This window comes from Thalassovita aquimarina (assembly GCF_018219815.1).
GTDB classification, from domain to species: Bacteria; Pseudomonadota; Alphaproteobacteria; order Rhodobacterales; family Rhodobacteraceae; genus Thalassobius; species Thalassobius aquimarinus.
In genome coordinates this window covers 148,181-160,260 of sequence record NZ_JADMKU010000006.1, presented here as the reverse complement: position 1 = coordinate 160,260, position 12,080 = coordinate 148,181, and the positions used below count along the sequence as shown (strand labels likewise).

12 protein-coding genes are annotated in these 12,080 nt (G+C 63.0%); 9 read left to right on the top strand and 3 right to left on the bottom strand.

Going from position 1 to position 12,080, the window contains the following annotated elements; all coding sequences use genetic code 11:
- The first annotated feature begins 12 nt into the window (after positions 1–12).
- The 3 genes from IT775_RS09295 to IT775_RS09285 are packed head-to-tail and all read left to right on the top strand — an operon-like array spanning position 13 to position 2,291.
- A complete protein-coding gene (locus IT775_RS09295) occupies positions 13–438 on the top strand; it encodes a DoxX family protein (RefSeq protein WP_212700825.1) in 426 nt (141 codons plus the stop codon).
- A gap of 50 nt (positions 439–488) precedes the next feature.
- Complete coding sequence (gene ygiD / locus IT775_RS09290; protein ID WP_212700824.1) at positions 489–1,313, top strand: 4,5-DOPA-extradiol-dioxygenase; 825 nt, start codon at positions 489–491, stop codon at positions 1,311–1,313.
- Positions 1,314–1,325: 12 nt separating this feature from the next.
- The gene (locus tag IT775_RS09285; RefSeq protein WP_212700823.1) at positions 1,326–2,291 is read left to right on the top strand and encodes a glutathione S-transferase family protein; all 966 of its coding nucleotides are present in this window, start codon (positions 1,326–1,328) and stop codon (positions 2,289–2,291) included.
- A gap of 56 nt (positions 2,292–2,347) precedes the next feature.
- On the opposite strand, the gene IT775_RS09280 is transcribed toward IT775_RS09285, so the two are convergent.
- The gene (locus IT775_RS09280) at positions 2,348–2,806 is read right to left on the bottom strand and encodes an Lrp/AsnC family transcriptional regulator (RefSeq protein WP_212700822.1); all 459 of its coding nucleotides are present in this window, start codon (positions 2,804–2,806) and stop codon (positions 2,348–2,350) included.
- 112 nt (positions 2,807–2,918) lie between these two features.
- On the opposite strand from IT775_RS09280, the gene IT775_RS09275 reads away from it, so the two are divergent.
- The 6 genes from IT775_RS09275 to IT775_RS09250 all read left to right on the top strand — a co-directional run bounded on the left by IT775_RS09275 (position 2,919) and on the right by IT775_RS09250 (position 10,836).
- Positions 2,919–4,124: a methionine gamma-lyase gene (locus IT775_RS09275; protein WP_212700821.1), complete on the top strand. Its 1,206-nt coding sequence runs from the start codon at positions 2,919–2,921 to the stop codon at positions 4,122–4,124.
- A gap of 10 nt (positions 4,125–4,134) precedes the next feature.
- Positions 4,135–6,525: a transketolase gene (locus IT775_RS09270; protein ID WP_212700820.1), complete on the top strand. Its 2,391-nt coding sequence runs from the start codon at positions 4,135–4,137 to the stop codon at positions 6,523–6,525.
- 321 nt (positions 6,526–6,846) lie between these two features.
- Complete coding sequence (locus tag IT775_RS09265; protein WP_212700819.1) at positions 6,847–7,926, top strand: extracellular solute-binding protein; 1,080 nt, start codon at positions 6,847–6,849, stop codon at positions 7,924–7,926.
- A 79-nt stretch (positions 7,927–8,005) separates the two neighbouring features.
- Positions 8,006–9,124 carry an ABC transporter ATP-binding protein gene (locus IT775_RS09260; protein ID WP_212700818.1) on the top strand — a complete coding sequence of 373 codons (1,119 nt, stop codon included), beginning with the start codon at positions 8,006–8,008 and terminating at the stop codon, positions 9,122–9,124.
- Entirely contained in the window at positions 9,124–9,981 is an 858-nt protein-coding gene (locus IT775_RS09255) for an ABC transporter permease (protein WP_212700817.1), read from the top strand. The genes IT775_RS09260 and IT775_RS09255 overlap by 1 nt, the downstream gene beginning before the upstream one ends.
- A 3-nt stretch (positions 9,982–9,984) precedes the next feature.
- Complete coding sequence (locus tag IT775_RS09250; protein ID WP_212700816.1) at positions 9,985–10,836, top strand: ABC transporter permease; 852 nt, start codon at positions 9,985–9,987, stop codon at positions 10,834–10,836.
- Positions 10,837–10,910: 74 nt separating this feature from the next.
- Here the strand turns inward: IT775_RS09250 and IT775_RS21570 are convergent, their stop codons facing one another.
- Positions 10,911–11,657: a TonB family protein gene (locus IT775_RS21570; RefSeq protein ID WP_212700815.1), complete on the bottom strand. Its 747-nt coding sequence runs from the start codon at positions 11,655–11,657 to the stop codon at positions 10,911–10,913.
- Positions 11,654–12,079, bottom strand: coding sequence for a TonB system transport protein ExbD (exbD, locus tag IT775_RS09240; RefSeq protein WP_246525430.1), 426 nt, complete (start codon positions 12,077–12,079; stop codon positions 11,654–11,656). Before exbD ends, IT775_RS21570 begins: the two co-directional genes overlap by 4 nt.
- Position 12,080 lies beyond the last annotated feature (1 nt).

Sequence of the window (12,080 nt, the reverse complement as noted above, 5' to 3'; positions counted from 1 at the left end):
AAGGAAAGAAAGATGACCACGAACTATTCCAATGCCGACTACGCCGCGACCGCTCTGCGCGTGTCCAGCGGCGCCCTGTTCCTTGCCCACGGGCTGCTGAAGGTGAATGTCTTCACCATCGCGGGCACCGTCGGTTACTTCGAAAGCCTCGGCCTGCCGGCCCTGTTCGCTTACCTGACCATCCTGGCCGAACTGGCGGGGGGCGCGGCCCTTATCCTCGGCGTGGCGACCCGGCTCGTTTCGCTGGCGCTGATCCCGGTGCTGCTTGGCGCGACATGGGCCCATGCCGGCAATGGCTGGACATTCTCGAGCGAAGGCGGCGGTTGGGAATTCCCGCTGTTCTGGGTCGTTGTTCAGGCCGCCGTCGCCCTGCTCGGAAGCGGCGCCTGTGCGCTGCGCATCCCGGTCCTGCAAAAAGCACTCGGCCAATTCGCCTGACAAAACGGGCCGCCTTCGGGCGGCCCGTCCCTGCCCCAAGGAGTTTTCCAATGAGCACTGCCCGAGCCCTGCATGCCCTACGCGACCGGTTTTCGCCGACCGACCGCATGCCGCTGGTGTTCCTCGGTCATGGCAGCCCGATGAACGCGATCGAAGACACCGGGTTCAGCCGCGCCTGGGCCGATCTGGGTCGCAGCCTGCCGCGCCCGAAGGCGATCCTCGTCGTGTCGGCCCATTGGATGACCCGCGACACGACCCTTGTCGACGTGTCGGCGATGCCGCGCACGATCCACGATTTCTACGGCTTCCCCGAGGCACTCTATCGCGAGGACTACCCGGCGCCGGGCAACCCGGAACTGGCGCGCGAGGTGGTTTCGCTGCTGGCCAGCCATCACGCCGAAGAAGACAGCACCTGGGGCCTCGATCACGGCGCCTGGACGGTTCTCAAGTTCCTCTATCCGGGGGCGAACGTGCCGGTGTTCCAGATCTCGATCGACATGTCGCGCGGGCTCGGCTACCAGCTTGAAATCGGCGCGGCGCTTTCCGAACTGCGCGACCGGGGCGTCCTGATCCTCGGGTCGGGCAACGTGGTGCACAACCTGCGCGCCATGCGCCCCGGCGGCAAACCTCTTGATTTTGCGGTCGAATTCGACACGCTTTTTGCCGACAAGCTGACCGACCGCGACTTTACCGCGCTGTCGGACCGGGAAAATCTCGGCGCGCTGCTTCGGATGGCGCATCCGTCGGTGGATCACTACCTGCCCACGCTCACCATTGCCGGCGCGTCGGATGGGCGCGACGACCTGACCTTCATGACCGACGATATCGACCTGGGATCGGTATCAATGCGGTCCTTCGTGTTCCACCCGGCCTGAGGAGAAAGCGCAGTGCTCGTTAACGGCAAATGGGTGGAAAACTGGCAACCGGTGCAGGAAGCCGACGGGAAAGGGCGCTTCGTGCGCCAAGTGTCGAGTTTTCGCAACTGGATCACCCCCGATGGTAGCCCCGGCCCCACCGGCGAAGGCGGCTTCAAGGCGGAAGCGGGGCGCTACCGGCTTTATGTCGCGCTGATCTGCCCCTGGGCATCGCGCACGCTGATCGCGCGCAAGCTCAAGGGTCTGGACGCGCTGATCCCGGTGACGGTGGTAAATCCGGAGCTGACCGATCAGGGCTGGCAGTTCAGCGGCTACCCCGGTGCCGAAGAGGACCCGCTTTTTGGGGCCCGCTACATGCACGAAATCTATACCCGCGCAGATCGTGGTTTCACCGGCCGCGCCACGGTGCCGGTCCTGTGGGACACGCAGCGCGGCGTGATGGTGAACAACGAAAGCGCCGATATCATCCGCATGTTCGACACCGCCTTCGAACATCTGACGCCCTCAGATCTTCGCCTCTACCCCGACGATATCGGGGCGGATATCGACGCGCTGAACGCCCGCATTTACGATCAGCTGAACAACGGCGTCTACAAGGCAGGCTTCGCACTATCGCAGCAGGCCTATGACGAGGCGGTGGCGGGCGTCTTCGCGATGCTCGACGAACTGGAACAGCGGCTGACCAGCCGATACCTTTTCGGCGACCGTCTGACCGAAACCGATCTGCGGCTGTTCGTGACGCTGATCCGGTTCGATGCCGCCTATCACGGGCTGTTCAAGACCAATCTCCGGCAAATCGCGGATTACCCCCGGCTGTCGGCCTATCTGGAACGGTTCCTGACCCTGCCCGGCGTCGCCGAAACGGTGAACATGGATCACATCACGCGCGGCTATTATTCGATCAAGGCGTTGAACCCCACCGGCATCCGCCCTGTCGGCCCTGCGCATGTCACCGACCTGTTGAAATCAGCCAGTTGACGAAAACGGGAGCACGTCGCCCCAGACCGACATCGAGGCGGTGCGCCCGCGTCGCATCAGCCCAGATCCGGGAACACCGCGGTTTTCTTCACGGTGCCGTAAACGAAACTGGTATCGATTGACGCGATGCAGCCGATCGGATGGATGCGGTTGCGAATGAAGGTTTCGTAATCGTTGAGGTCGGCAACCACGACGCGCAGCTGGTAATCGGTCTGCCCGGTCATCACGTGGCATTCCAGCACCTCGTCCATCGCCCTGACGCGGCTTTCGAAATGCTGGACGTCCTTTTCGTTGTGGCTCTCCAGCCGGATGCGGACAAATACCGTGACCGGCAATCCGTAGAGTTCGGGATCGGCATTGGCGGAATAGCCCTGGATCGCGCCGCAGGCTTCAAGGTTGCGCACCCGGCGCAGACAGGGCGACGGCGACAGGTTCACCCGCGCGGCAAGATCCTGATTGGTGATGCGCCCGTCCTGCTGGAGCATGCGGATGATCTGGCGATCTTTTCTATCCATAATCACTCTCATTGGCATTTTCTTCCAATTTGTAAACCAATATTGGCATTATTCGCAACCTTTCGCCCCTTCCCCCGTGACAGCATGACGTCATCACCGGAAAGGGAAATCCATGAACGACACCTCAAAGGGCTTTGCCACACGGGCCATTCACCACGCCTATGATCCACTGCAGAACGAAGGCGCGCTGACGCCGCCGCTGCACCTGACTTCGACCTTCGCTTTTGAAACAGCCGAGGCGGGCGGCGAAATGTTCGCGGGCGATCGTCCGGGGCATATCTATTCGCGCATTTCCAATCCGACGCTCGATCTGCTGGAACGCCGCATTGCCGATCTCGAAGGCGCCGAGGCCGGGCTGGCGCTGTCCTCGGGGATGGGGGGCATTACCGCGACGCTGTGGACCCTGCTCAGCCCCGGCGACGAGGCGATCGTGGACGAAACGCTTTATGGCTGCACTTTCGCCTTCATGCAGCATGGATTGGCGAAATGGGGCGTCACCATCACCCATGTCGACCTAACCGACCCGGACAACCTGAGCCGCGCCATCAGCGCCAAAACCCGCGTGGTCTATTTCGAAACCCCGGCCAATCCGAACATGCGGCTGGTCGATATCCGCGCCGTCGCCGATATCGCCCATGCAAACGGCGCGCAGGTGCTGGTCGACAACACCTATGCGACGCCCTACCTGACCCGCCCGATCGAACTGGGCACGGATATCGTGCTGCATTCGGCGACCAAGTACCTTGGCGGCCATGGCGACCTGGTGGCGGGGCTTGTTGTCGGGCGGCAGGATCAGATCACCGATATCCGGCTGGTCGGCATGAAGGACATGACCGGCGCGGTGATGGCGCCGTTCAACGCCATGCTGCTGTTGCGCGGACTGAAGACGCTGGCGCTGCGAATGGACCGGCACTGCGCCACGGCGCAGACTGTCGCCGAATGGCTTGACGCGCATCCCGCGATCGGCCCCGTCCATTTCCCGGGACTGGCCGGTTTCGCCCAGCGCGACCTCGCCCAGCGCCAGATGGCCAAGCCCGGCGCGATGATCGCCTTTGAGCTCAGCGGCGGGATCGAGGCCGGCAAGGACATGATGAATCGCTTGAATATGATCGGGCGTGCGGTTTCTCTGGGAGATGCGGAAACGCTGATCCAGCACCCGGCCTCGATGACGCATTCGACCTATACGCCCGAGGAACGCGCCGCGCACGGGATCAGCGACGGATTGATCCGCCTGTCGGTCGGATTGGAAGACGCCGCCGACATCATTGCCGACCTGCAACAGGCCTTGCCGCGCAACATGCGCCACGCCGCCGAATAGGGGAAATGCCATGACCGCCGATCTCGAACACCTCAAGACCATCGAACAGCGCCTGCTGTGGCTGTCGCACTGGATGATCCACCACGCCAACCATATCCGGCCGAAGGTGGACGGCATCAAGATCGGCGGCCATCAGGCCAGTTCGGCCTCGATGGTGTCGATAATGACGGCGCTCTATTTTTCGGCGCTGCGCCCCGAGGACCGGGTGGCAGTAAAACCGCATGCCAGCCCGGTCTTCCACGCGATGCAATACCTGATGGGCAACCAGACGCGCGAGAACATGGAAAATTTCCGCGGCTTCGGCGGGGTGCAATCCTATCCCAGCCGCACCAAGGACATCGACGACGTGGATTTTTCCACCGGCTCTGTCGGGCTTGGCGTGGCGATCACCTCGTTTGCGTCGCTGGTACAGGATTATATCGCGGCAAAACCGTGGGGCGCGGACGCCCCGATGGGCCGGATGGTGGCGCTCGTCGGCGATGCCGAACTGGACGAAGGCAATATTTATGAAACCCTGCAGGAGGGCTGGAAGAACGACCTGCGCAATTGCTGGTGGGTCATCGACTATAACCGCCAGTCGCTGGACGGGATCGTGCGCGAGGGCCTGTTCGAACGGATCGAGAAGATATTTGACGCCTTCGGCTGGGACGTGGTGCGGGTGAAACACGGCGCGTTGCAGCGCGCGGCCTTTGCCGAACCGGGCGGCGACAAGCTGCGCGACTGGATCGACACCTGCCCGAACCAGGAATATTCGGCGCTGACCTTCATGGGCGGCGCGGTCTGGCGCAAGCGGTTGCTGGACGATCTGGGCGATCAGGGTGAAGTGACGGCGCTGATCGAGCGGCGCAGCGATGACGAACTGGCGGCGCTGATGGAAAACCTTGGCGGCAATTGCGTGGCAACGATGGCCGAGGCCTTCGCCGCGATCGACCATGACCGCCCGACCTGTTTCCTGGCCTACACGATCAAGGGCTGGGGCACGCCGATTGCCGGGCACAAGGACAATCACGGCGGACTGATGAACACGACGCAATTCGCCTCATGGCAGGCGCATATGGGCGTGCCCGAAGGAAAGGAATGGGATCCGTTCGCAACCGTTCCCGACCCGGCGACGCTGCGCGATTTCCTGTCTAAGGTGCCGTTCTTCGCTAAAGGGATCCGTCGCTATCACGACGACCGGATCGCGGTGCCCGATATCGACTTCGACACCAACCGCGAAGTATCGACCCAAACCGTTTTCGGCAAGATACTGGACGATATTGCCAAGGGCGACAGCACACTTGCCGACCGTATCATGACAACATCGCCCGATGTCACCGGCACCACCAGCCTTGGCCCCTGGGTCAATCGCCGCAAGCTGTTCGCCCGCACCGAACAGGCCGACGCGTTCATCGAACACCGCATCCCGTCGACCGCGAAATGGGAATTCGCCCCCGAGGGCCAGCATATCGAACTGGGCATCGCCGAGATGAACCTGATGCTGCTCTTGGGCGCGGCGGGCCTGTCGCACAGCCTGTTCGGCAAGCGCCTGATCCCCATCGGTACCGTCTATGACCCGTTCGTAGCCCGCGGCCTCGATGCGCTGAACTATGCCTGTTACCAGGACGCGCGTTTCCTGCTTGTCGGAACACCTTCGGGGGTGACGCTGGCGCCCGAAGGCGGTGCACACCAATCGCTCGGCACGCCGCTGATCGGGATGAGTCAGGATGGGCTGGCCGCGTTCGAACCGGCCTTTGCCGACGAACTGGCGGCAATCATGCAATGGGCGTTCGATTACCTGGAACGCGACGGCGCAGGTGACCCTGACGAACGCACATGGCTGCGCGACGAAACCGGCGGATCCGTCTACCTACGGCTGACCACCAACCCGATCGAACAGCCGGGCAAGCGCGCCGACGACACGTTCCGCCAGGGTACCATCGACGGCGGTTACTGGCTGCGCAAACCGGGGCCGAATTGCGAGGTGTTGATCGCCTATCAGGGGGCCGTCGCGCCCGAAGCGATCAAGGCCGCCGGCCTGCTTGCCGAGGACCGCAAGGATATCGGCGTGCTGGCGGTGACATCGGCCGACCGGCTGAATGCGGGTTGGACCGCGGCGCAACGCGCCCGGTCGCGCGGCAATGCCGGGGCCCGGTCCCATGCCGAACGGTTGATGCAGGACCTGCCACCGCATTGCCGGATCATCACCGTGATCGACGGCCATCCGGCGACCCTGTCCTGGCTTGGCGCCGTGGCGGGACACCGGACGATTCCACTGGGCGTCGAACATTTCGGCCAGACCGGCACGATCGGCGATCTCTACCACCACCACGGCATCGACGCGGCATCGATCATGGAAAAGGTGCATGGACTGACCGAAGGCAGCGCGGCGCAGGGTGGAATCGCTGCACTTCTGAACTGATATTTCGGCCTTGGGCGGCGCGAAACCGGAACCGTTTTGATGTCGCCCATGCGCCTGTCAAGCGCGCGAACCGATCCCGCAGACCGAGGTGGTCATCAACATCGCGGTCCTGTCGCCAAGGGCCGCAAAATGCGCGCGCCCAGCAACATCATGGTAAAGTTTACCTGCCGTAACCCCATATTGTTACATAATTGACAAGCGAATCTGACATCGTAATAGTTTGACTGATTGGACAACTTTAATTCACAAGTCCTTGTGACGGCTTATGGATTTGCATCGCGCAGATCATGACCGAAACAGGGAAACCACCTGGAGGTAATCATGCAATCCATCTACCAGAAGGCCGCGCGCCTGCTGTCGACGGTCAGTGTTGCCGCACTCGGCCTTGCGGGCGCCGCCCAAGCCGACACGCTGCGTCTGTTGACCTGGGGCGGTTATGCGCCTGAAGACGTCGTCGCCATGTTCGAGAAAGAAACCGGCCACACCGTCGAAGTAACCCTTTCCAACAACGAGGAAATGATTGCCAAGCTGCGCGCCACCCGTGGCGGCGGTTTCGACCTCGCCCAGCCCAGCCAGGACCGCATCGCCGGCCCGCAGGCGGAATTCGGCATCTACAAGCCGATCGACCTGAGCAAGATCGACGCCGGCCAGTTCATCGGATCGATGCTGGAAGCGACCAAGACCAATACCACCGTCGATGGCGAAGTTTACGGCGTGCCGCATGTCTGGGGCACCTCGGGCCTGGTCGTCGACACCGCCAAGGCCGGCAGCGTGAAGGACTATACCGACCTGTGTAACGCCGACGTCGCGGGCAAGGTGTCCTATCGCCTGAAGCGCCCGACCCTGATCGGGTTCGGCTATGCCATGGGGCTGGACCCGTTCGCCGCCTATGGTGACGAAGCGGCCTACAAGGAAGTCATCGATCAGGTCGAAGCCAAGCTGATCGACTGCAAGGCCAACGTCAAAACCTACTGGGGCGGCGGCGACGAACTGATGGGGCTGCTGCGCTCGGGCGAAGTCGTTGCCTCGATGGCGTGGGATACCGGCGGCTGGAAACTGAATGCCGACAATCCCGACATCACCTTCGTTGCGCCCGCCTCCGGCGCCCTGGGCTGGATCGACACCTTCGTCCTGCCCGCCAAGGGCAAAGCCGACGATGCGGCCTACGACTGGATCAACTTCGTGATGCGCCCGGAAATCGCCGCCAAGATCACCGACGCGGCGGGCAACTTCACCGCCTCGAAAGGCGCCGACGAATACGTTTCGGCCGACCTGAAAGCCCGCTATCAGGCGAGCTTCCCGCCCGAGGCCGTGGACAACATCAAGTGGTACCCGCCGGTTCCCGCCGGGCTTGAAATGATCGAAGGCGCCGCGCTTGACCGCGTGAAAGCCGCCAACTGACCCGTCAGTTTCCACGATAACCACCAACGATCACCCCCGGACCGCTGGTTCGGGGGTGACGAATTTGATCGAGCTTTGCATGACGCCCCAAGATCTTGAAATCCAGAACCTGACCAAAAAATTCGATGCCTTCACCGCGGTGGACGATGTATCATTCTCGGTTCCGGCCGGGTCCTTCTTTTCCATTCTCGGCCCCTCGGGTTGCGGCAAGACCACCATCATGCGGATGGTTGCGGGCTTCATCGACCCGACCTCGGGGGACATCCGGATCAAGGGACGTTCGGTGCTCGACACTCCGCCGAACAAGCGCCCGGTGAACATGGTGTTCCAGCATCTGGCGCTGTTCCCGATGATGAATATCGCCGAAAACATCGGCTATGGGCTGCGCCGCAAGGGCGTCGCGAAGGACGAAATCACCCGCAAGGTCGGCGAAGTTCTGGAACGGATCGGCCTGCCCGATATCGGACAGCGCAAGGTCGATGAATTGTCCGGCGGCCAGAAACAGCGCGTCGCGATCGCCCGCTGCATGGTTCTGGAACCCGATGTTCTGCTGCTGGACGAACCGCTGGGGGCGCTCGACCTGAAGCTGCGCGAGCATATGAAGGTCGAACTGAAGACGCTGCAGGCCGCCTTCGACACGACCTTCGTCTATATCACCCACGACCAGTCCGAAGCGCTGGTCATGTCCGACCAGATCGCGGTGATGAACCACGGCCGTTTCGAACAGGTCGGCACCGGGCAGGAATTGTACTATCGACCGCAAAGCGCCTTCGTCGCGGGATTCGTCGGCGACAGCAACCGGTGGCGGGGCAAAGTGACCCGCGCCAAGGCCGGGCAGCTTCAGATCATCACCGAGGCCGGGCTGACGATGACCGGCAACAACCATCGCCGCGACCTGTCGGTCGGCGACGCCGCCGATATCTATGTCCGGCCCGAAGCGATCCGCATCAGCCGGTCCGCCGACGACCTGGCGCAGTTCGAAAACAAGATGAGCGGGACGGTGGCGTCGCTGCTGTTCAACGGTGCCGCAAGCCGCCTGATCCTCAAGACCGAAAGCGGCGAGGAAATCGAGGTGACGCTGCCGCAATCCGGCGAATTCGCCGGTGTCGGGCGTGGCGACACGCTGCATTTCGGATGGTCGGGCGAACAGGCGAACAGCTTCGCCGCCTCGGAAGATTTCACACAGGTGTATCAGTAATGCGGGCGGGATCGAAACTGGGCTTCATCCTGCTGTTCACGCCGCTTGTCCTGTGGCTAGGGCTGCTGATCATCATCCCGCATATCGACATGTTCCTGATCTCGATCCGCGAACGCATCGGCGTGGGCAAATACGATACCAGCCTTGCCAACTACCTGACGTTTTTCGGCGAACCGCTTTACATGCTGACCTTCGCGCGCACCGCGCTGATGTCGGTTCTGGCCACCGCCCTGACGCTGGTGATCGGGTTCCCGGTCGCCTTCTACATCGCCAAGATCGCCAAGGGGCGGCTGCAATCGGCGCTGTTCCTGCTGTGCCTGGTGCCGTTCTGGGTGTCCGAACTGGTGCGGACCTTCGGCTGGATGATCCTGCTGCGGGAAACCGGCGTGTTTTCCAACCTGCTGCAATGGGTCGGCCTGGCCGATCAGCCGGTCGAGATGCTGTATAACGACGTCGCCATGATGGTCGGGCTCGTCTACACCTCGATGCTGTTCATGGTGGTGCCGCTGATCACCACGATGGAAAGCCTCGACGACAGCGTGATCGAGGCCGGTTACGACCTTGGCGGCAACGGCATGTCGGTGATGCGCGAAATCGTCATCCCCCACGCCATGCCGGGCATCGTGTCCGGGTCGATCGTGGTGTTCATGCTGTCGCTGGGCAACTACCTGACCCCGACCATGCTGGGCGGCAAGGACAGCCTGTGGTTCACCGAACTGATCTATTCGCAGTTCATCGTGCGCTTCAACTGGGAACTCGGGGCGGCCTTCGGTTTCATGCTGCTGTTGCTGTCCTCGATCATTGTCTGGGGCACGCTGAAACTGTCCGGTCAGACGCTTGAAAAGACGATGGGGTAACAGATGATCCCGACTATCCGCCAACCCCGCCTTGTCCGCTACAGCTATCGTGCCTACGTGGCGCTGTTCTTCCTCTATCTGGCGCTGCCGCTCGTGGTGGTGTCGGTCTTCGCCTTCAACAACAGCCAGTTTCCTTCCCTGCCCTGGGAAGGTGGCACGCTGGCCTGGTTCTTCGGCAGCGAACGCCCGATGATCGGCGTGTTCCACGAACGCCCCATTCTGCGCGCGCTCGGTAACTCGGCCTTCATCGCGTTCTTCGTGTCGCTGATGTCGGTGGTGCTGGGCGCGACCAACGCGTTCCTGTTCAACCGCTACGAATTCCGGCTGAAAAGCTTCTTCTACATGCTGATGCTGCTGCCGCTGGTGATCCCGGGCATCGTGCTTGGCATTTCGATCCTGGTTTTCTCCTCGACCGCCGCCAACGGGATCGAGGAAACCATCGGCTGGGACATCGAAGCCCTGCGCCCCGGCCTGCCGCTGGTCATCCTGGGCCAGTTTTCCTTCATCACCACCATCGTGACCCTGGTGGTGTCCGCCCGCCTGCACAAATTCGACCGCTCTTTGGAAGAAGCCGCGCTGAACCTCGGGGCAAGCCACCTGACCGCGGTGCGCACCATCACCCTGCCCTTCCTGCTGCCGGCGCTGATCGGCGGCTTCGTGGTCGCTTTCCTGATGAGCTTCGAGAACTTCAACACGACCTTGATGCTGGTCGGATCGGACGCGCCGCTGACCATTGCGATGTTCGACCGGATGAAAGAAGGATCGACGCCCTTGCTCAACGCGGTGTCGCTGTTGCTGATGATCGGATCGTCCACCTTGGCGCTGATGATGATCGCGCTGCAAAGGAAGGACTGAACCGCGCCCCTAAAGGGCTCGGGCTTCGCGTTCGCGCGGCGCCGAAGCGATCGGGGCAGCGTCGCCGGTATCGCCTATTTCAGCGCGTAATCGATGGGGACGCGAATCCTGAGCTGGCCATTTGCCCCCAATGCCGGCGGGGTCGGAAAAGGACCGGCGGCGTTGACCAGGTCGAGCGCCGCCTGGTCCAGCAGTTCGAACTCGGAACTGGACAGAACCGACACGTTCACCACGTTGCCCTTGGCCCCCAAGGCCAGCCGCAGGATCACCCGCCCCTCGGCACGGTCGCGGCGGGCGCTTTCGGGGTATTGCTTGTGCCGCTGCAAGGCCAGTTCGAGCGCATGCATCCATGCCGACACCGCCTGCGGATCGGGCTTGCGGGGCGCGACGGCCTGACGTTTGGCGCGGTTCACGACGTCCTGCGTTGCGGCGACCATGTGCGTGGTGCGGCTTTCGGAGATCTCGGGCCGGGCCGGTTGCCGTGGCGGGGCCGGACGATCGGGGCGGCGGTCGGGGACCGGATCGGGGCGTGCGATGTCTTCGGGCACCGGGTCCGGTTCGGGCGGCGGCGCCATCTCGGGCATTTCGGTCGTGGCCGCGACGGCTTGTTGCGCCTGCATGTCTTCGCCCAGGGACAGGTCGGGGGCCGAATCCGGCCGGGCCGTTTCGATCTCGGCCAGTTCGACCACGAAACCGCCATCGGGTGCAGGCGGGGTCGCTGGCGGCGCCTTGGGGGTCAGCACCAGCACGGTCGCCCCGTGCAGCGAAACCGCCAGTACCGCGCCGGCAAGCCAGTACCCCAACCCCGCTGCCCGGATCACGGCGTGCCCCCGGATTTTTCCAGCGCGACCAGCGCCACCTTGCGATACCCCGCGCCGCGCAGATCATCCATCACCGCCATCAACGCGCCGTACGGCACCGCGCTGTCGGCCCGCAGATAGAGCCGTGTTTCCGCGTCGCCCCCCGTGGTTTGCTCCAGCGCAGCCGCCAACCCGGCGGCAGGCACCGGGGCGTCGCCGAGCATCAGCACGTTTTCCGCCGTCAGCGTCAGGAACACCGGGGCTTCTTCGCGCGGGGAGGCAGGCGCGGTCTGACCGGGCAGATCGATCGGAATGTCCACCGTCGCCAGCGGCGCCGCCACCATGAAAACGATCAGCAAAACCAGCGTCACGTCGATGAAGGGCGTGACGTTGATTTCGGCCATTTCCTCGAGGCCATGATCCTCGTGCATCGGAAAACCCATC

What these genes read in the sequence shown, in the direction of transcription:
- IT775_RS09295 (WP_212700825.1), top strand. Translation starts at nt 13, where the DNA reads ATGACCACGAACTATTCCAATGCCGACTACGCCGCGACCGCTCTGCGC.
- ygiD (WP_212700824.1), top strand. Translation starts at nt 489, where the DNA reads ATGAGCACTGCCCGAGCCCTGCATGCCCTACGCGACCGGTTTTCGCCG.
- IT775_RS09280 (WP_212700822.1), bottom strand. Translation starts at nt 2,806, where the DNA reads ATGGATAGAAAAGATCGCCAGATCATCCGCATGCTCCAGCAGGACGGG.
- IT775_RS09275 (WP_212700821.1), top strand. Translation starts at nt 2,919, where the DNA reads ATGAACGACACCTCAAAGGGCTTTGCCACACGGGCCATTCACCACGCC.
- IT775_RS09270 (WP_212700820.1), top strand. Translation starts at nt 4,135, where the DNA reads ATGACCGCCGATCTCGAACACCTCAAGACCATCGAACAGCGCCTGCTG.
- IT775_RS09265 (WP_212700819.1), top strand. Translation starts at nt 6,847, where the DNA reads ATGCAATCCATCTACCAGAAGGCCGCGCGCCTGCTGTCGACGGTCAGT.
- IT775_RS09260 (WP_212700818.1), top strand. Translation starts at nt 8,006, where the DNA reads ATGACGCCCCAAGATCTTGAAATCCAGAACCTGACCAAAAAATTCGAT.
- IT775_RS09255 (WP_212700817.1), top strand. Translation starts at nt 9,124, where the DNA reads ATGCGGGCGGGATCGAAACTGGGCTTCATCCTGCTGTTCACGCCGCTT.
- IT775_RS09250 (WP_212700816.1), top strand. Translation starts at nt 9,985, where the DNA reads ATGATCCCGACTATCCGCCAACCCCGCCTTGTCCGCTACAGCTATCGT.
- exbD (WP_246525430.1), bottom strand. Translation starts at nt 12,079, where the DNA reads ATGGGTTTTCCGATGCACGAGGATCATGGCCTCGAGGAAATGGCCGAA.